Here is a 20,057-nt window from a genome sequence, read left to right as displayed (position 1 = left end):
ACTTCCCTTCTAATAATTGAGGATAAGCAACTATTTAGTCAGTCGCCACACTATCCTGATTCGTTAGCACAATAAGCAACGCTAATCAATAATGCATAAAAATTAGAAGTTATACAATATTTCAAAGTTATTAATATATATTAGATTATTCCGAAACATATATAAATACATTTTGTCGAAACTATCAAAAAGGGAGAATTTCTCTAGCTGGAGAATTAATAATTGTGTTACCAATATGTAAAAATCCCAATTTAAAATTAAAGGAGAACAAAATGGGACAAATAATTGTATCGATGTACCTCTCACTAGATGGTGTCATGGAGGAACCAGCTTGGACTGCTCCATACTTCAATGAAGAAGTAGCAAAGTTTCAATCCGATTTACTGTTTGAAAGTGAAGCGCTTCTACTAGGGCGAGTAACCTATCAAGGTTTTGCAGCTGCCTGGCCTTCTATGACTGATGAAGAGGGTTTTGCTGATAAGATGAACAGCATACCTAAATTTGTTGCTTCAACAACTTTGGAAAAAACCGAATGGAATGCAAATCTTATCAAGGGTAATATTGTAGAAGAAATATCGAAACTGAAGGAACAGCCCGGTCAGAACCTTTTAATTTATGGTAGTGGTGAGCTTATACAGACATTGATGCAACACGACCTCATTGATGAATATCATTTTATGGTCAATCCTGTTATCGTGGGAAGCGGAAAGCATCTCTTTAAAACCGGAAACGATACAAAGGCTTTAAAACTGATCGAAACAAGAACGACCAGTTCAGGTGTCGTTATTCTTTCCTATCAGCCGGAGAAAAAAGAATAATTATTGATAAATTATATAAACAAAAAAAGATTGACTCTTTCAGATCAGGAAAAGTTAAAAATAACTTCCAATAACAAGAATAATGTAAATAAGCTGTCCATGTGGACAGCTTATTGTTTTTTTGCTTAGCGTGCAAAATTCGCGTCTTGTTCGCGTGACCCCAAACAGTACGATTTTATTTCAAAGACACAACGATCTTACTACACACTTTTTATTTATCCCACACTCTCATCTGCTAATATTACTATTTTTTATTACTAATGTTGCCGTTTCACTCGGATGGCTAAGAGGAAAATGATGGCCATATGGAACAAAATCAACCTTACCAAGATGCGATGGAGCAGAATAGCCTCTGTCATACTCCCCCCAAATAATGTGAAGATTATACTTTGTTACTTCATTGAAATCACCTTGATCATTTTTTAGTAGTAAACTGTTAAGCTGAACCGTAGTATTTAAAATTCTAGGAGAAGTAAAACTGTTTCTTATTTTTTCAATATAATATTCAGGGATGCTCTCCATACTTTCAAACAAACCATTACTTAATAAATATCGCCCTATCAAATTAGTAGTTGCCAGTTTTAATTTCCATTTGTTCATAAATTGAGGAACTTTTAGCGATTTAGCATTTTTTTTAACAACAGGCGGCTGAAGTAAAGTGATTGAATACTTCTTATCTATGTACTCTTGTACCAATGCTTCCAGAAGAATAAACGCACCGAATGAATGGCCAATTAGATGTGCACCATTAGTAGCTTTCTCCAATAATTTTTTCACTACATTCAAATAGATATCTAGAAGATTTTTCTCTCGTTTAAAAGGAGAACGTCCCAAACCTGGAAGATCCAAAATCCATACAGGTTGACCAGTTTTTTCATGAAGCTCTTGTGCTAAAGGAAATAAATCCTCTCCATCACTCAATAAACCATGTAATAAAATAAACGGTTTACCCTTTCCTTGTAATTGGTAAAGGGTAGTGTTATCGCATAATGTTCGTTTAAATAAATGATTATGCCGGCCATTTTGATACATCATTCGATAATCCAGATCAGCTACTACGGCAGGGAAAAATTTCATTACACTCGTCTTCTTAAACCAATCTCCTCCCATAATTTTTTTCGCTGAAACATTTAAAAATTTTTGTTTTGTAATAAAATTCAGTCCATCAGAAGGAATTTTTGTTATTTTACTTCCTCCACTATTCATAATTGCTTTCATAAATGGCATTGGAACAGAGATTTTTGGTGCCCTCATATTCATACTTTCCGACATAATACTTAATAATTCAGCAATGTTCTGATCGTACTGTTTGTCTTCAACAAGTGTATATGTTTGAATAGTCGGTTGCTCCAATCTGAAAACCTGCACAATAAACTTCGCAAGCTCATCGTTTGAAATAAGTGGTAACCTATATCCCTTACCTCCAGGAATCACTGGCATGAGCCCTCTTCGCATACTCATCACAAGCAAACCTAATCCTGCTATCTGCTCTGTACTCCCTGTTTTACTACTACCGACTACAGTTGGCGGATTAATTACAGAAAGCGGATAACCTACTGCTGATGCCTGCTGACGGATATAAAGATCTGCTAAAAATTTTGTTCTCTCATATGGATTTTTTATTTTCAAATAATTGTTTCCTTCTTTAAACACATCAATTGCAATCTTGCTATTTTTATCATCAAAAGGACTCATATAGCCTACAACATGAATAAATTGTTGCAAACCCTTCAATTGATGAATACTTTTAGCTAATTCACTAATATGTTTGGCGCCATTTAAAAATACGGAAGCTGCCTCTTTACTTGTCGCTTGAATATCCATGGGGCCTCCTGCGTGAATAATCACATCCGTTTTCAATACCCTCTCCTTATCTTCAGCACTTAGACCTAAATCTATTTTCGTCAAATCACCTTCAATAAAGTGCATAACTTCCTTTTTTAAGATGCCTCTTTCTTGAAAAAGGCGTGTTGCTTTATTTTTCGACCTCACTAAAAGAAGAATTTTAACATCCTCTTTGGCTAATTCTTTTACCAATTGCTTTCCAATAAAGCCTGTTCCGCCAGTTAAAAATACTGTTCTCATATAAAATCCCCCTTTTAGTACTACTTAGTACTAATTTGATGTAAAAAAAATGCTTCTTTTATCGAAGCAATTTTAAAAAATGATCTGCTGTTTTCGTAATTACAGTTGCATCCTTCAATGTTTCTGAAATAAATAACGCTCCTTCAAGATTTGTAATAAAAAGTGATGCAACCTCATCAATATTAATCGTATTTCTGAATTCTCCATTCTCTACCCCTTGTTTAAGTAATAGAGAAACTTTCTTTTGTAATCCTGTAAAAAAAAGACCTATTTTTTCTTTTATTTGCTTGGCCTGTGTAGGACTTTGAATATAAAGAGTAATAAATGGACAGCTTCCCTTATACTCTCTCGATTGAACTCCTTGTGATAATTGCTTTAAAAACAGTTGGATACGATCTTCAACTAAAAATTGGTTCTGAGAAAGTACGTCATCAATTGCAGATTGATACATTTCAATCCAATAATCAACAACCCCTTCTAATAATACTTCCTTATTAGAAAAGTGATAATACACATTAGACTTTGAAACTTTGCTTACACGTACTAATTCATCCATACTTGTATAAGCAAACCCTTTTTCTAAAAATAATGTTGCAGCTACTTCAATCACACGTTTTTGATTCATTAATTTTACCTTTGTCATAACTAGAACTATATAGTACTAATTTAAATATTGCAAGTATTTATGTTAATTTAGAAAAAAGTTGAACTGAACCCCGAAATTGTTCATTCACTATCGTCTAATAGAAGTCACCATACATGCCCATCAACTTAAGAAAAAGAAATGCCCCCAAAACGAAAAAATGAGCGGCTTCTCAGAATAATTATCTGTAGAGAAAGAAAATTTTAATTTAGGAGTATATGAAAATATTAGCTTGATGGTGATGTGGTGCTCCCCCCATATGTAAATAAAAAGTAGGAGGAGCCTATATTAACAGACTCCTCTTTAAAATAGCCATTCTATACATGTTAGAAATAAATTCATTTTACTAATAATGAATATTCACCGTTTTTATCATCGAATTTATATACATTTAAATAATATTTACCTGGTTTCGCTGCGAATTTCCCCTTTATAACATTTCCTTCATCTTCACCACAAGCTACATAATTTTGCATGTCTGATTCATGATAAAGCACCCATGTCATCCCAATATTTTGTTCATTTACCACAGAAATATCTACTTCTTTTGGATCTGTAACATTAAACGTATAAACATCTGTTTGATCAGGAGTAATCAGATTTCCTTTTACAAGCGTATTAAACGGGAGTACCTTCTCCTCTTCATAAGATTCACTTGTTTGCGGATCTTGTTTTACAGTAACTTTTGTTTGTTCTTTGCTTTCTTTTCCTCTACTATCTTTTACTGTTAGTTCCACAGTGTATGTTCCTTTTTCTCCATATACATGGGTAGGATTTGCTTCTGTACTTGTAGTACCATCTCCAAAGTTCCATAGATAAGAAATAACTTTTCCATTTTCACTTTTTGTACCATCGCTATGAAATTGAATCTCTTCATTTACTATCCCGCTGTATGGTCCATTCATATTTACTATAGTAGTTGTTTTTTCCTTTTCCTCTGTTGCAACACCATGAAAAACAATATCATATTCAAACTGGTTAGCTGCATTCACACGATAGTTTACGAAATAGGCTGTAACTGTTTTATAACCACTCCAACCTTTTTGGGATAACTGCTCTAAAGTTTGGTTTACTTGTTTACTCATCGCTTTCCAATCTTCAGACTCACCTTTTGATGTACCACCTGTGTACTTGCCTTCCACGGTAAATGTATTAAAGAATTGCGACTCATATTTTGTAATTTTGGCATCTTTTATATTTGCTACATCCACAATTTCGTTTTTCACTTCAGCTAGCGGCTTTGGTGCGTGTTGAATTAAATAATCATTTGTTACTTGCGGTACATTATATTTATCTTGATTATCAATCAACTGCTGCATATACGCTTGATATTCTGCATTCAATTGTGTATTGTTGCTCAATGATTCACGATATGAGTCATAATTTTTCACATCGTTTGCACGGATTAAATCTTGAAGCTTATCAAATGTTTCAAATTGATGATTATACAAATATGACTGTAGTGCAAAGGAATACTTATAAAAGTCCCATGATCCATATTTTGAGAACAAAGTTTGCTTTGCTGTATAACGGCTTGCTGGATTAGATGATAAGCCACTTATCATACTTTTACGCGGAACAACATTATTTGTACGTGTAGATCCTGCAAAAAATTCTGCATTTCCTTCTTGGAACCAAGTTAATCGTTCATTTTGATACATTTCTCCGCTTCCAAATAAACCAGGAACCACATACCTTCCTTGTAAATAATGAGTGAATTCATGACGGAATAACTCTTCTAAACTATAAATACTCTGCTTTGGCGTACGCTCATATGTAAAGAAGGTCCCCTTCTCTTCAATATAAATTCCACCGTTGTTTGTTTCATATCCATATAATTGTCTATTTAATTGATATTCATCTGGATTATTATAAATTACTATTGTTAGTACATCATCAGCGTTACCTGGTTCTAGCGCTTTATCATTACCAATTACACGGTGATATTGTGCTTTTACTTCTTTGGCTGCCCAATATAATTTCTTAATTTTTTCTTCTGTTACTTTATCTCCCGTCTTGAAGACAATTGATCCGTCATCAAATGTATATGTTTTAGGTAAGTATTGTCGTTTCCCTTCTTCACGTATTTTCTGTAGATCTACTGCATTTCCACTATAATCTTTTCCACCATAGTTTGTTTTAATTTGTTCTACTGCTACAAAATAAGGTCCACTTAGACGAGGATACAAGCTCATCGCTTGTGTAATAATTTCCAATCCTTTGTATGGATTACTATGAAATTTCCCTAAACGACCTGCATAATAAATGCCATTATTAATTAGCCAACTATTTTCATTTGTTATATTCCCCACGAGAGCAATTCTATTAACCTCATTTATAAAGTTATCAATCTTTCCATACCACATTGTTTCATTAGGTTGCTTATTCGTATCCTGCAAATAAGACTGTATATCATAATCAATTCCTTTTACAATTTCATATACGGCTTGTCCTTTCGCATAATCGCTTACATACGTAGAAAGATTATCATTATATTGTTTTAAAACATTTACCGCATACTGTACTGTTTCAGTATCACTAGAGGCATTACCAATTAATTTTCCATACGCAGTTACTACTCTATCTTGCTCAGCTGTACCTAATGTGAAGTTTCGATTTTTCGCGATTGCTTTCAATGCTGGTAAACACTTGTCATGGAAGCTTCTCTCTTTTAAGTAACTTAATTCATTATTATAATATCCCACATAAAAAGCAGAACGTAATACTTCAACAAATGTTTCAATGCCCTTTGAATTTTCTTTCGTAAACGTCCTTCCTCGTTGTCCTAATTCATTAATGATAACGTTCATGCGTTCTTTATTCTGATAAAATGCTTTCGTATCTTGATTGAATTGAAATAAATCCGTAATTTGATTCCAAGAAATTTTTGATAATGTATCAATGAGTTCGCTATTAGGCATTTTATTCAGTTCTGCCAAAGTATAGCTTTGCTTTAATTGAATTTCATCACGTTTCATAACCAGAGTAGGACGTTGTGAAAAATCTCCTATTTTTAAACGCTCTTCAAAATTCAAAGTTTCGTCCGCTTTTGTAGCATGTACAATTTCATCTTTTGAAGTTTCTGTTCCCATTGGTTTCATCTGTAAGATATTATAGGGTACTTTTTCTTCTGCTGATACCTGTGTTTGAATACTTCCAAATGATAATGCCATTGTACTAATCCCAATCATCATTTGGGTAAATTTTAAATTCTTCTTCATTACATTTCCTCCATTTATATATTCCACCCAAAAATATAACATTTTATCTTAATAAATTATTATAATATGTATTATTTCATATTTAATTACATGAATTTCCCTATAAAATGATATTAAATAAAACATTATAGAATTTTTTCTTTTTTCATTCTTACTCATGAATTGGGTATATCTTTTGTTTGAAATTTACGGGTTCATCGCAAGAAACCAAACTCTCTGGCAAAATTTCGTAAGATATTTGGCGATAAAAATCTTTGAATTTCTTAAGTAAATAGTTGTAATTCATCGGATACAGAAATAGATATACAAAAACGCCATCCTTTCTTATAATTTTACAAAAAGAATAACGTATTTTTTTATAAAAAATACTCGTCAAAGTGTAAAACAAAAAGGGCTATCTCAGCCCTTTTTGTTTTATAAATCCTCTATATTATATTCGGTATATTCCTCATAATAGTAACTAATATTAATACTTTTCATGAATATTTCATGACTATTTATTTCATCTACTAATGCATTTTGGAGTAAATGCTTAATTTCAATATCTTTAATTGGGCTGCGTTCTATTGCAGTAAATAATCTTCTTTATCAATTTTATTGCAGTCGATCACCTGATGAAGTTCATTTTTAAAGATTAAATCTAGCCATATTCTATTCGCTCTACCGTTTCCTTCTCTAAAGTGGTGGCTATATTCATTTCAACTTAAAGAGAGTCTGTGTTTTGGCACAAGCTCTTTTTTATTACATTTCAAATATATTCAACAAGGTGAGTCTTTTACAATTACAGCAATATAGAAAAAAAGTCTGGTTCTGATATAAAAACTTCAAAATAAACGCAATTAAACTATAAAGCTCGGACATACCAATGAAGAAGCATTCAAACGAATCCGGGCTGTTTAAATTTGATTATAAAACTATTCTTCTCTAGCAAAATAAAGCAAGGCTATGGTCGGAAAAGCGATTCCTATCCATAATGTTAGATTCCATCCTCCTAAGGCATATGCCCATCCTCCAATAAAGGATCCAACAGCACCTCCTAAAAAGAAAATAGCCATAAATAGCCCATTTAATCGACTACGAATTTCTGGACTCAACGAGAAAATTAAACGTTGGCTAAGCACAAGGTTTGCAGATACTCCCATGTCCAACAGAATTGCAGCAATTACTAAAACAGCTATTCCAAAGGACGAGCTACTTTGAATAAAAAGTGGGAGTATTAAAGAAATAATAACAACAGTGAGAGCTATCCCAGTGGCGGGTCGTGTCCAGCCAAGATCAGCTAGACGACCACCTATTGGAGCGGCTATTGCACCTGTAATTCCGACAAGTGCATATAATGCTATGGCAGTCTGAGAAAAATGAAAAGCAGGACTAGATAATAATAATGGAACAGTGGTCCAGAATAAACTAAAAGCCCCAAATACACAAGCATGATAAATGGCGCGACGGCGTAAAATTGGAGTAGTACGTAGCAGTTGCCACATTGAATTAAGTAAGGCTATATAATTTGTTTTTGCCTTTGGTTTCCTAGTAGGGAGTACTTTCGATAATACAAACGCTAAAACAATAATTACAGTAGCAGATAAAGCAAATATTGCATTCCATCCCCATATATCGGCTACTAGACTAGAGATCGGTCGCGCAAGCATAATACCTAATAACAGACCACTCATGACATTGCCAACTACGCGACCGCGTGCATTCTCAGATGAAAGATATGATACAAGAGGTACGAGCACTTGCGCTGCGACCGAACCCAGTCCGATAAAGAATGAAGCAATTAACAACAAGGTTGCGCTTTTTACAAAAACCATAGAAATGAGTGCAAATGCACTTAAAAATAACAATATAAGTATCAATTTTTTATTCTCAACAATATCCCCCAAAGGCACAAGAAATAATAAGCCAACAACATATCCAATTTGAGTCAGCGTTACAATTAATCCAGCGCTACTATTAGAAAGCCCAATTTCATTACTAATTAGCCCAATTAAAGGCTGTGCATAATAAAGATTAGCCACAATAATACCACATGCAGTTGCTAAAAGAATGATTAAACCTGATGAAATGTCCTTATCAATTGCTTTATTTTTAAAATTAGACATAAGTATTTCCTCCCATACTTTTATTTCAAAATTACTAAATCACTTTGGCAAGTACTACTGCGATGCCATTTTTTATTGTAATAAATTAAGTCTGAGCTAATTTCCATTCTGCTTTTAAAAGGTCCAATTTCCTCTCTTTTCCCCCCCCCCTTTTCTAAATGTTTTTTAGCAATGTAATTTGTGATTTTTGGAACCTAAATATATCCATACCATTACAAGATGTTAGTTAATTAATAAACTGAACGTACAGTTCATTAATTAACTAAAATATATACTATACGTTCAGTTTTGTAAATAGGCTATTTCGTTTTTTGTTCGTATTAAGTATACTAAACGTATAGTTTATGTTTTGAAAGGAATGATTAATGTGCAAAGTAAAAGAGGTCGACCACGTAATATTGAAACCCAAAAGGCCATCCTGTCTGCGTCCTATGAGTTATTATTGGAAAGTGGCTTTAAAGCAGTCACAGTCGATAAAATTGCAGAACGTGCTAAAGTCAGCAAAGCTACGATTTATAAATGGTGGCCAAATAAGGCTGCTGTGGTAATGGATGGTTTTCTTTCTGCTGCTGCCGCCAGATTGCCTGTACCTGACACAGGTTCAGCGTTGAATGATATTTTAATTCACGCCACAAGTTTAGCCAATTTTTTAATCAGTCGAGAAGGAACCATTATCAATGAGTTAGTTGGCGAAGGACAATTTGATTCGAAACTAGCAGAGGAATATCGTGTTCGATACTTCCAGCCACGTCGACTGCAAGCAAAGCAACTTCTGGAGAAGGGAATTAAAAGAGGAGAATTAAAAGAAAACCTCGATATTGAATTAAGCATCGATCTCATTTATGGACCAATTTTTTATCGTTTGCTAGTAACTGGTGAAAAGTTGGATGATTCCTATGTACATGATTTGGTTATAAACGCCTTCGAAGGGATACGTTTGAGGTAATTAACATATAAACAAAGATTTAGATTTCCACTGTTTCCTATACTGATGTAACTAGTATTAACTTGGTAAATAAAGTATCTAATGTTTTAAAACTGATGCATATGGGGTTTTCCCCCATATGCATCAGTTTTAAAACAGGCTTAATCTACAAGCTATTTTGATAACGTAGTATTAACACATCCAAGCTTTATTTAATACCGTTTTTATCATTATCAAAAACCCTGATTTTTGCTAACACAATTAAGTCTTATTGCCGTTCTTGTTCCATTACTACAAAGACCCCAAGTTCCGCTATGATATATTGGAATGAAGTGAAAGATAACATGTTTGTAATAAAATTGTGTACAATGCTAGGATTACCAAAATTAACATTCTATCTTTTGAAAACACTTTGTGATTTTTGAATGATAATTAAATTGTATAGACTCGAAATTAAACATATAAATATCCTTTACAATAGCGAATTCTTAATTACATTATAATCCTCTATTGTATTCACATCATAAAATAATTTAGCATCGCTATATACAGTAATCTTACCTTGGAAAGACTTGTCAAAGAAAATGGAGCGCGCACCTTGATCCCCTTTTAGTTTTTTTAAACTCGGAAAAATCCCCTTTGAAAATAAAATTGGTGGCTGTGGGATACCTTGAAAGCTAGCAGCTACATAATCAAGCTGTGGGAGGTGCTCATAACTATCTATTAATGAATTTAAAAGCTTAACTGTAATAAAGGGTTGATCTGCAAGCATTACTACTACTCCATCAGCATTCATACTTTCTGCCTTTTCTAAACCACAATGGAGAGAGTAAGATTGACCCAGACATGATTTTTCACAAGAAAGAATATGAACCCTTTCAACTTGTGTATAATGTAACAACCAAGACGGTTGATTTGAAACTACTATAACATCACTCAAATTGGAAGAAAGTGATGTATGTAATGCTTTATTCCCAAGTAATGTATTTCCAGTTGGAAGGTACAGCTTATGTAACCCCGGACCTGTTCTTCTACTCTTTCCAGCTGCTAGATATATTCCTACTATTTTCATCGTTCTTCATCCTCATTATTTGTATCATTTCTGCCAGAATGCTTATAGCAATTTCCATTGGTCCCTCGGATCCAATGGATAAACCAGCAGGAGAGAAAATCCATTTAGGTTTATCCAGTCCTCCTAGCAAACGTACGGTACGATATCGGGACCCTAAAATACCTAGGTAACGACAAGGATGGTTCTGCAATAGACTAAGTAGTTCTTGATCCCGTTTGAAATGATGTGTCATTATCATTATAAAATCCTGTTTCTTTATAGATATCCTGGATAGAATCTTTTTTGGAAAACCGACAACATGCCTATCCGCTTCTGGAAACCGTAGCGGTGTGCATAATCCCTCTCTCCAATCACAAATAGTAACAAAAAAACCTGTTTTTTTTGCTAAGGAGACAAGTGGCTTGGCATCTTCTCCTGCACCAATTACAAACAATTTTGGTCGTGGTTCGAAGCAATATACATATAGATGTTCATACCAACCATTTTTCAATCCAGAAAGTGCTGGAATTTCTCCTTCCCAATCTCCAAATTCATCTCCTTCTTCGCTAAAAAAAAGAGTCTTCGATTTTAATAAATCTTTTATCATCCAGACACGTAGCCCTTTTTCTGTATATTCTCTTACTTTTCGTAAATACTCTTGATATATATAATTCACTTTTTCTAATAATATATAAATAATTCCATTACACCCTACTCCCCATGATAAATCATTTTCTTCCCTCATATCGAATTCATGTATGCTCCATTTTTCATTAATTAAATCTTTAGTATAAAGATAAAGTTCTTCCTCAATACACCCCGCGCTAAGCATTCCAACCTTTGTCCCATCTTCTCCAAATACCATCATTGAACCTTCTTTCCGGTATGATGAACCGGCTACCCGAAGGATGGTTGCAATAGTGCAACCTTGTGGGCTTGCTATTACTGTCTCTAATATCTCACGTATATCAACCATCACAATTCTCCTTTCCTTTAACTTTGAAGAAGGGATTTTACTGCTTCTCTAATTTCTTGATAGCTTGTACATCGGCAAATGTTTGATTCTAACCACTCCTCAATTATTTTGTCTGTTACTTTTGGATAATTTACTATAAGAGCATGACAGTTTACAATAAACCCCGGCGTACAGTACCCACACTGAAATGCCCAATGTTCTATAAATGCTCGTTGTACAGGAGATTCATGTAAACCTTCAATTGTTGTTATCCTTTTTTCTGTTGCTTCTACTGCAAGCATGATACAAGATTTTATCGGCCATCCATCCACTAAAACCGTACAAGTTCCACAGTCCCCATTTTCACATCCACGTTTTGCACCTGTTAGATTAAATTGATCTCTCAATGTATCTAAAAGGGTATCAGCTGTTCTCACTATTCCCTGCCGATTTTCTCCATTTATATAAAGGGTAAGCTTTTTAATCAAAATATCCCTCCTTCAAAATGCTCTAACATGTCCCGTAATATATTTCTTAATACAAACAACCGATATTCTCTTGATCCACGAATATCATCTAGTACAGGTGCTGGAATACGTAACACAGTATTTTCTATCCTCTCTTCAACTGACATCTGATTATTATTAATAGCAAATTCCATAGCAGTAGAACGAAAAGGAAAAGCACATAATCCACTAAATGCCATACGAATTTTATTTCCTTTTTTCAAAGCAGCTAGTGTAATTAATGGATAATCAATTTTTTCAAGTTTTCTCTTTTTCACACTATAAAAAGGTAGTCCAACATACTCTATATCAGTTAAGACTTGTAAAAGAAATTCTCCCTTACTTAATTGTAGTCTTTCTATAAATAGAGAATGGATAGAGACGTAACGTATACCTTTCATTCCTACAATTCCCAAAGTGCTGTCTGCTAATAAAAACGGAAGCACTGCCTCTCTATAACAGATTTCCCCTGCAATGTTTCCACCTAAAGTAATTTTGTTCCGTGCTGTACGGTCTGCTACTCTTGACGCTGTTTTACTCAAAAGTGGAAACACATTCGAATCTGAAACATGAGTTAAAGTAAGTGCTGAACCAAGAACTACATAACGCTGATACCTTCCAAGCACATTACATTCCGGAATTTCCTTTATATCAATTACAGACTTGAGAGAAAGATTCCCCAATCTACCAAGGGTAATAATTTCAGTTCCACCGTTGTAATATATCGGCGTTTTCCCTTCTTGATAAAGCTTAGAATATAGTTGTAATGCTTCTGTTATAGAGTTGGGGTGGTAATATTCAAAGTCAAATGGAATCATAATAAAGGATTCTCCTTTTTCAGTTTCGTTCGCCAAATTAGTTCTGGAGTAATCGGTAACTGATGCAAAGAAACCTGCGCTGCAACTGATAAGCAATTTGCAAGAGCCGCTGGCATTCCAAGGATGCCATGTTCGCCAAGAGCACGGGAACCAAACGGAGAATCGTCATGAGGAGTTTCTATAAATTCTACTTTATATTCAGGTTGTTGACCGTAGTGGGTTACTTTATATGAACGAAATTGATTGTTTAATACTTTCCCTTTTTTGTCATAAGTAAATGCTTCTCGTGTTGCAAAGCTAAGTCCCATACTCATTGCGCCCATTATCTGGGTCTCAGCTCCTTTCAAATTTAATACCTTTCCAGCATCTATTACACTAAAAGCACGAATTAATTTATATGTATAATCTTGCGTGTCAAATTCAACCTCTACTGCCTGTGCTGCAATTCCCCACTCCGGGCCTGGTTTTCCTTTTCCAGTTTCCTTGTCAGGTTCTGTGATTCCTTCAAACGTATATGCTCCTCTTCCTATAATCTGTTTGTTAATTACTTGTCCGTTTGAAGAGACATATCCTAACGCAATATGAGCTATTTCTATAGAAAGACCAGGAGATTCTTTAACATATACTTGTTTATTAGCAATTTCTAAACTCTCTATCGGATACCCTAATAAAATAGAAGCAGATTTTTTCAACTGTGAAATGATATCTTCTGTTGCTGCTAGCACTGCATTTCCTACTAAATATGTAGTTCTGCTTGCAGCTGTTTTCCAATGCTTTGGCGCAACTTGTGTATCCACTTCCATTTTGATATGTATATCTTCCATCTTCAATTGCATTTTTTCTGCTACCATTTGCGCAAGCACAGTTTTTGTACCCGTTCCAATCTCCACTGCACCACAATGGATATTTACACTACCATTTTCATTAAACGTTATTACCGCCCCTGCCCCTGCATCTGGTGGTGTTGTAGAGTTTTTCCATGCAAAAGCAATACCCTTTGCGCGCACTTTTCTATCTGAAATTTGTATATACTGTCCTTTATTCCAATTAATAAGTTTTTTTAATCTTTCTAAACATTGTTTCGGATTTCCCATATTACTTCTTGTTACTGGAACTTGTGTAGGTGTCATATCTCCTGGTTTGATTGCATTTTTTAATCGAAATTCAAGTGGACACATACCTAATTTGTTAGCCATAATATCTATAGTTCGTTCTACAACAAAAGTATATTCAGAATGTCCAAATCCACGGAATGCTGTTGCATAAGGATGATTTGTATACATACAAAGCGAGTCACACTCTACATGCTCAATTGAATAAGGTCCTGTACAATCTAGACCCGCCGCTTTACTGACAACTACAGCTCGATCCGCATAAGCTCCACCATCAAATAAAAAAAGGAATTCTGCAGACTTTAAAATCCCTTCTTTCGTACAACCTAGTTTAACTTTTGCTTGCAAACCAATATGAACGGGCGAAGTAATAAAATCCTCTTCTCTGCTATTACGAAGTTTTACCTTTCTTCCTCCTACAGCTTTGGAAGCAATGTAGGATAATATTTCCAATTGAACCATGGTTTTCCCGCCATATGCTCCGCCTACTAAAGGTACGCTAACATGTATATTGCCTTCATCTATACCAAATGCTTCACTCAACTGTTTTCTAATCTCAAATGGTGCCTGAGATGTTGAAGTAACAAGAACAACTCCGTTCGACTTAATCTCGACTTTTGTACATCTCGTTTCCATTGCAGCATGATCAGATTGCGAAAATGAAAAAGATTCTTCTACAATTACATCGCTCTGGTTAAATCCATTTTTAATATCACCCTTCCGAACTTTTGTCCGTGTAGCAATATTTGTATTGGGCTCTGGTTTTGCTTCTTCTATGATTCTATATTCTCCTAAACGCTCATGAACAAGAGGAGCATTATTTTGATATGCCTGTATTGGGGAATTAACAACAGGAATTTCTTTGTACGTTACATGTATTGAAAAAACCGCTCTTTGAGCTGCCGATTCACTGTCTGCAATCACCATAGCAACCGGCTCACCAAAGTATCGTACCTTCTCAAAAGCTAACGGTGGCCGATCCACTATACTACTACCGACCAGATAAGGATAGTCTCTACCCGTAACAATATTTCGAACACCCGATATTTTCCAAGCCTCACTTGTATCAATGCTCTCTATATACGCATGTGCATATTCACTAGTTAAAAGCTTTACATGCAATATTCCTGTTTCATTTTCATCGTCAATATACTTTGCTCGTCCCGTTACTTTTTCCATTGCTTCTTTCCTGGTGATACTTTTTCCAATGATATGATATTGACTCATAAGTCTCCTCCTTTTTTCCTACTCTATACTATTAGTCTTCTCCTATTTTTAGTACATGGAAGAACTTTCTCTACAAATACCTTTTATATTTCTATGCGAGAATAAGTTTTGGTTTATTTTATGCATTCCTAAAATTTAATGCTTATTTTTAAAATTGTGGGGGCTTCCTATATTTATCAAGCTAATCTTAAAGTCCTTTGACCTTGAGTATTTAACAATACCACTTGTATGGTTCAATATCTGCCGGATAGTAATCTGGTTACCATCATATCCGTTTCCTTGAATGACACCAGGCGACCCCTTTTTAATAGAATCATCTAGATTCAAGCGGTTCTCTCCAGCTAATTGAAGTAGAACTTTTGCGGTGAACGTCTTCGTCACGCCGCCAACGCGAAAGCAAAAATACTTTAATTACATTTTTCTAACATCCATTTTTTTAATAAAAAAAGAGAGCCCATATATTAGGTACCCTTTCATAAAAGAATTTTTTATTATTTTTTCTAATTTATATTTTGCTTTTAGGCATATCTTCAGGTTTCACTTCTTCGTATCTATCGATTCCATAATAAGAGTCACCGCTATATTTCCCACCTATTTCAACACGGAGATACACATTCACTTTTAATTTTTTCTTTCCATAAAACTTATCAAAAGTATTCAATGTTAAAAGAAAAATAAACGTTTTTGAAATCTTCCAGAATTGCGCGCTATTGTTGAATAAATCTTAGATTTCCAAATGACTTTATCGTTATATTTTTAAGTACAGTGAAGTATTTTATATCGAAAATTAAATAACTATATTTTAACCCCGTCCTAAATTTAGAACGGGGTTATGCTTGTTTTAGGTTTTAAAATTAAATAGTTTTTTTGTCTATTTACAGATACAAATGGTAGCTAAATCTGAACCAGAAAACTTTCGTTTTCGTTTTACAAACTCAAGTTCTCTTGCAAGTTCTTCTAAAAATACAGGTGTAATATATCGTTGTAATTCTTCCGCAAATGGTTGTAGTTCTTCTTGAAGCGAGAGATTCATAAGAAAATGTCATCCTTTCTAGTCTAGCTTTTTTAGAAAGAATAACGTTTTTTTACTCTTAGGGGTAGTGAAAATTCTTAAGTTGATGGGCATGGGGTAGCACCACATCACTATCAAGCTAATACATTATATTACCCCAAAACGGAAACAACGAGTTGCATTTATATAAATAGCTTTTGGAAAATTGATAATTTTGTTTAAGGATACTTTAAGATTTTAGCTTGAATGACATATAGTGCTACCTCATAATGAATGATTAGGATATTGAACTTAAACGTGTTATTTTTAGCATTCTAAATAATCGGGTTCAATGTATTTTTCTGTTTCAGGTGAGCTTTTAATTTCTATAGGATATTTCTTAAAAGCTACAACAGTAATTCTATCTTCTTGAACTAAACTTCTGGATTCATTTATAGAAGAGAAACCTGTTCGCTTTAAAAAATTGTATAAAGAAGATTTTGTCATCCAAAAACTATTAACGTTATCTAATGATGCCCATTTTGATTGTAAACGTTCTTCTAATGATGAATTAGCAGAGTGCTCCAGCATTGTGTGCCCCTTATATTCATAATTTTTATAAAGTACTGATACATTGGGAGTACAAGTGATATGAGTATCAATTATTACAAACCTTTTGCATACTTCATACACTTTTTCTAAAAAAGGGAATACATCTGAACTGTCTAAATGATATAAAATACCAGAACATAAAACAATATCAAATTGACCGTATTTTTCAGCACTTAAATTTCTTACATCATCTTGATAAAAGGTTAAGTTTTCTAAATTTAATATGTCTTTAGCAAATATAGCTTTTTGTACGTTTGATTCTCTTCCTTCTATCCCTACAACGGTTGCTCCTTGCATAGCAAACTCAATAGCGTAATGCCCCTCTAAACAAGCTAAATCTAAGATTCGAAGATTTTTAAAATCACATTGTGTGATATCTTGAATCATTGTCACAATTTTTTTTAATGCAGGATTTGGTTGTCGAATATCTCTTGTATATAGAGTATCCGTTAATTTAATATCATAAGCGGTCCATTCACCATATTTACGAATAATGTTTTCTTTCTCGAGAACAAAATCTTTCATGATACAATTCGCCACCTTTAACAAAATATTAGTGTAATATATACCTTTATAAGATCAATATATGTGTGTATAACTTGTATTTAGACGAAGGTAAACGTTTTACGTATTCTCCGAAAGAATTCTCCTTCCTCAAGCGGGTGAAGGGCGTAGCCCAACGATAGGTGGGCGATGAATTTCGGTTTGGCATAGCCAAAAACTTTTGATAAACTAGCTATATGAAGTTCTTTGATAACTTGATATAGAAGGTTGCAGGAAGAAAATAGAGTGCGAAAACCAAGCCATTCGGTTCCTGCGTAAAATATCAACCGTACCAAAAGAGCATCCATGCGTTGGACCTAGGGGCGGAACACCCCGAAGTAACGCTCAGGGAGACGAAAGGTTACTTTCGTCGTGGAACTGAGAAGCTCCCACTTCAAGCTTTGCTAAGTGGCGAGTAGTTCACAGCTTGTCACTTTATCATGTGATATGTCAAAGATTCCTTCTTTTTGGGAGCCACTCGCAAATTTATAACAATAGGCAGCTCAAAATGAAATAACTAAATTAGACACGTTAAAGCTCTTTCAACTTATTAAAGCTATTGAAATTGTTAAAAGCATATCATTTGAACAAGATAAACAAGAGGTTTCATGAATAAGATTGTAGTTTTGCGGTACTGATGCTATAAGTGTGAGTAATGAAAAACTCATTTTTTTATTTTGGGGTAATTCTAAATTCTTAAGTTGATGGGTATAGGGTATCGCCAGTATTTTGGAAAAATCCACGCTAAGCAAAATATTAGTAACATTAAGTTATGACACCGTTTGTTATAAAAAAATCCCCAAAAACCGATTTCTAAATTAGGAAACCGACTTTAAGACATCTTATTCAATATTTAATAATCGTTTATATCTTTCTATTCTTTCCTTTGCTACCCTTAATCTTTCGTTTTTTAATAAACTCTCATGCCTCTGTTGTGATGAAAAACCAGTCACTTCGAGAATATTTATTTCAACATTAAAATTCCAATCATTTATTTTATAATCAATGGGATACTCAATTTGACCAATATCCTGTTCAGCGTCTACTGCTATATATTTACCATCTTTTAAAAAGAACTTATAGCTTAACCCAATTGTATATATCCCTAACAATTCTCCTAATTCAGAATGCGTTATCTTTAATACCTCTCCACGCACTTCAATGTCCTCATTGTTAATTAAATTATTTGCAAATGATTTTTTATCTTTAACAAGATAAAAATAATCAGTGTTACCTACAACTACAGTTTGATCTAATTCATACCAACTTGGTTTCCAGTTAAAAATCATAATACAACACCTCTAAAAGTGATTATTCAACTACTTAGGGGACTGGTGGCAAAACGCGGATTTTATCCGCTAAGATAGTTACTAAAAGTAAAATGTAATCTTTACTACTGTAAAAAAATAAATAGTTCCACGCAAAAGATGTTAGTTGACGTAAAATTCGTTATAGGAAACTAATTTTTAATATTAAAGCAAACTCTTCCCCGAACAGAGAGGAGTTTGCTTTTTTAGCATGCTTACCTTTCTATAAATTACTAGTTATGAAACAAGGATCGTTTCATAACTAGTAATTTACTTGATTATCTTGATGGGTATGGAGTAGTGCCCCTATAAACAAAACCCTCCAGAGACATCTATAATCTGCCCTGTTACCCAGCGGCTATCAGAAGAAGCAAGGAATGCTACTGCATCTGCAATATCTTCAACTTGCCCTATTCGTCCGAACACAGATGAGTTTTTAGCAAAATTTCGTATTTCCGGATCATCTAGCAATTTTGCATTGATATCTGTCTTCGTATATCCAGGCATAATTGTATTCACTGTTATACCTCTTTCTCCAAGATGTTTAGCTAGAGGCAGTGTCATCGTATTTAATGCACCTTTACTTAAGCCGTATGCAATGGACCCTGTAAAACCAAGTCGTACTTCAGCTGATGAAATGTTAATCACACGGCCCTCTGCTCGTATTAATGGTAATGTTTGCTGAATTAAAAAGAATGGTGCTTTCATATTTACAGACATAATTTCATCAAAAACTTCTTCTGTCGTATTTTCAATCGTTCCTTGTGTACCTATCCCTGCATTGTTTACTAAAATATCAATCTCTGATGTACCAACTTTTATTTGTAATTCATTCTTTAACTGTTTTACTAGCTTTTTGACACCATCAATTGAATTAAGTTCAGCTTCAATTAAGAACGCTTTTCCTCCATTAGATTCAATCTCACTAATCGTTTCATCTGCAGCTGTTTTATTTCGGCCGTAGTGAATCGCAACTAATGCTCCATCTTTCGCCAATCTCATCGCAATCGCACGGCCAATTCCACGACTCGCTCCTGTTACTAACGCTACTTTTCCATCAAGATTCTTCATTTTTTCCATCCTTCCTAAATTTCCGTTTGATAAAAACCTATACTTATATTTTCATGTAAACACCAAT

General features: G+C 34.1%; 14 protein-coding genes and 3 pseudogenes. 2 read left to right on the top strand and 15 right to left on the bottom strand.

Annotated elements, in window-relative coordinates; genetic code table 11:
• The first annotated feature begins 272 nt into the window (after window positions 1-272).
• Entirely contained in the window at window positions 273-818 is a 546-nt protein-coding gene (locus H6481_RS12170) for a dihydrofolate reductase family protein (protein WP_000529753.1), read from the top strand.
• A 228-nt stretch (window positions 819-1,046) separates the two neighbouring features.
• Here the strand turns inward: H6481_RS12170 and H6481_RS12165 are convergent, their stop codons facing one another.
• From H6481_RS12165 to H6481_RS12150, 5 genes and pseudogenes are all read right to left on the bottom strand, one after another.
• Window positions 1,047-2,903, bottom strand: a complete 1,857-nt coding sequence (locus H6481_RS12165) for an alpha/beta fold hydrolase (RefSeq protein WP_097988159.1) — start codon at window positions 2,901-2,903, stop codon at window positions 1,047-1,049.
• A 58-nt stretch (window positions 2,904-2,961) separates the two neighbouring features.
• Window positions 2,962-3,528, bottom strand: coding sequence for a TetR/AcrR family transcriptional regulator (locus tag H6481_RS12160; RefSeq protein WP_142306958.1), 567 nt, complete (start codon window positions 3,526-3,528; stop codon window positions 2,962-2,964).
• Window positions 3,529-3,884: 356 nt separating this feature from the next.
• Window positions 3,885-6,767, bottom strand: a complete 2,883-nt coding sequence (gene colA, locus H6481_RS12155; protein WP_182811821.1) for a collagenase ColA — start codon at window positions 6,765-6,767, stop codon at window positions 3,885-3,887.
• Between the two features lie 414 nt (window positions 6,768-7,181).
• A pseudogene (locus H6481_RS29120) lies at window positions 7,182-7,470 on the bottom strand (cell filamentation protein Fic); the annotation flags it as partial.
• A 211-nt stretch (window positions 7,471-7,681) separates the two neighbouring features.
• Window positions 7,682-8,872, bottom strand: coding sequence for an MFS transporter (locus H6481_RS12150; protein ID WP_182811819.1), 1,191 nt, complete (start codon window positions 8,870-8,872; stop codon window positions 7,682-7,684).
• 367 nt (window positions 8,873-9,239) lie between these two features.
• Here H6481_RS12150 and H6481_RS12145 point away from each other — a divergent pair, with 367 nt between their 5' ends.
• Window positions 9,240-9,818 carry a TetR/AcrR family transcriptional regulator gene (locus tag H6481_RS12145; protein WP_001190900.1) on the top strand — a complete coding sequence of 193 codons (579 nt, stop codon included), beginning with the start codon at window positions 9,240-9,242 and terminating at the stop codon, window positions 9,816-9,818.
• A gap of 451 nt (window positions 9,819-10,269) precedes the next feature.
• On the opposite strand, the gene pucB is transcribed toward H6481_RS12145, so the two are convergent.
• From pucB to H6481_RS12095, 10 genes and pseudogenes are all read right to left on the bottom strand, one after another.
• Entirely contained in the window at window positions 10,270-10,869 is a 600-nt protein-coding gene (gene pucB, locus H6481_RS12140; RefSeq protein ID WP_000706287.1) for a xanthine dehydrogenase accessory protein PucB, read from the bottom strand.
• Window positions 10,829-11,824, bottom strand: a complete 996-nt coding sequence (locus H6481_RS12135) for an XdhC/CoxI family protein (RefSeq protein WP_142306964.1) — start codon at window positions 11,822-11,824, stop codon at window positions 10,829-10,831. Before H6481_RS12135 ends, pucB begins: the two co-directional genes overlap by 41 nt.
• A gap of 17 nt (window positions 11,825-11,841) precedes the next feature.
• Window positions 11,842-12,291 carry a (2Fe-2S)-binding protein gene (locus tag H6481_RS12130; RefSeq protein WP_000592341.1) on the bottom strand — a complete coding sequence of 150 codons (450 nt, stop codon included), beginning with the start codon at window positions 12,289-12,291 and terminating at the stop codon, window positions 11,842-11,844.
• Window positions 12,288-13,127, bottom strand: a complete 840-nt coding sequence (locus H6481_RS12125; RefSeq protein ID WP_182811816.1) for an FAD binding domain-containing protein — start codon at window positions 13,125-13,127, stop codon at window positions 12,288-12,290. Before H6481_RS12125 ends, H6481_RS12130 begins: the two co-directional genes overlap by 4 nt.
• Entirely contained in the window at window positions 13,124-15,466 is a 2,343-nt protein-coding gene (locus H6481_RS12120) for a xanthine dehydrogenase family protein molybdopterin-binding subunit (protein ID WP_121868439.1), read from the bottom strand. Before H6481_RS12120 ends, H6481_RS12125 begins: the two co-directional genes overlap by 4 nt.
• 174 nt (window positions 15,467-15,640) lie before the next feature.
• Window positions 15,641-15,862, bottom strand: a pseudogene (locus H6481_RS12115) (serine hydrolase domain-containing protein); the annotation flags it as partial.
• Between the two features lie 484 nt (window positions 15,863-16,346).
• Window positions 16,347-16,499 (bottom strand): annotated as a pseudogene (locus tag H6481_RS12110) (IS4 family transposase); the annotation flags it as partial.
• A gap of 285 nt (window positions 16,500-16,784) precedes the next feature.
• A complete protein-coding gene (locus H6481_RS12105; RefSeq protein WP_000651402.1) occupies window positions 16,785-17,594 on the bottom strand; it encodes a class I SAM-dependent methyltransferase in 810 nt (269 codons plus the stop codon).
• Between the two features lie 860 nt (window positions 17,595-18,454).
• On the bottom strand, window positions 18,455-18,901 hold the full coding sequence (locus H6481_RS12100) for a hypothetical protein (protein WP_000577091.1): 447 nt from the start codon (window positions 18,899-18,901) through the stop codon (window positions 18,455-18,457).
• Window positions 18,902-19,225: 324 nt separating this feature from the next.
• On the bottom strand, window positions 19,226-19,990 hold the full coding sequence (locus H6481_RS12095) for an SDR family oxidoreductase (protein WP_000792651.1): 765 nt from the start codon (window positions 19,988-19,990) through the stop codon (window positions 19,226-19,228).
• Window positions 19,991-20,057 lie beyond the last annotated feature (67 nt).

This window comes from Bacillus sp. ME78, assembly GCF_903970865.1.
Classification (GTDB): domain Bacteria; phylum Bacillota; class Bacilli; order Bacillales; family Bacillaceae_G; genus Bacillus_A; species Bacillus_A cereus.
This window is presented reverse-complemented; position numbering and strand designations above follow the sequence as displayed.

Bases quoted from the DNA above. Each gene is read 5' to 3' on its own strand.
- colA (WP_182811821.1), bottom strand. From the start codon at position 6,767: ATGAAGAAGAATTTAAAATTTACCCAAATGATGATTGGGATTAGTACA.
- H6481_RS12150 (WP_182811819.1), bottom strand. From the start codon at position 8,872: ATGTCTAATTTTAAAAATAAAGCAATTGATAAGGACATTTCATCAGGT.
- H6481_RS12120 (WP_121868439.1), bottom strand. From the start codon at position 15,466: ATGAGTCAATATCATATCATTGGAAAAAGTATCACCAGGAAAGAAGCA.
- H6481_RS12105 (WP_000651402.1), bottom strand. From the start codon at position 17,594: ATGAAAGATTTTGTTCTCGAGAAAGAAAACATTATTCGTAAATATGGT.
- H6481_RS12160 (WP_142306958.1), bottom strand. From the start codon at position 3,528: ATGAATCAAAAACGTGTGATTGAAGTAGCTGCAACATTATTTTTAGAA.
- H6481_RS12170 (WP_000529753.1), top strand. From the start codon at position 273: ATGGGACAAATAATTGTATCGATGTACCTCTCACTAGATGGTGTCATG.
- H6481_RS12100 (WP_000577091.1), bottom strand. From the start codon at position 18,901: ATGATTTTTAACTGGAAACCAAGTTGGTATGAATTAGATCAAACTGTA.
- pucB (WP_000706287.1), bottom strand. From the start codon at position 10,869: ATGAAAATAGTAGGAATATATCTAGCAGCTGGAAAGAGTAGAAGAACA.
- H6481_RS12125 (WP_182811816.1), bottom strand. From the start codon at position 13,127: ATGATTCCATTTGACTTTGAATATTACCACCCCAACTCTATAACAGAA.
- H6481_RS12135 (WP_142306964.1), bottom strand. From the start codon at position 11,824: ATGGTTGATATACGTGAGATATTAGAGACAGTAATAGCAAGCCCACAA.
- H6481_RS12095 (WP_000792651.1), bottom strand. From the start codon at position 19,990: ATGAAGAATCTTGATGGAAAAGTAGCGTTAGTAACAGGAGCGAGTCGT.
- H6481_RS12165 (WP_097988159.1), bottom strand. From the start codon at position 2,903: ATGAGAACAGTATTTTTAACTGGCGGAACAGGCTTTATTGGAAAGCAA.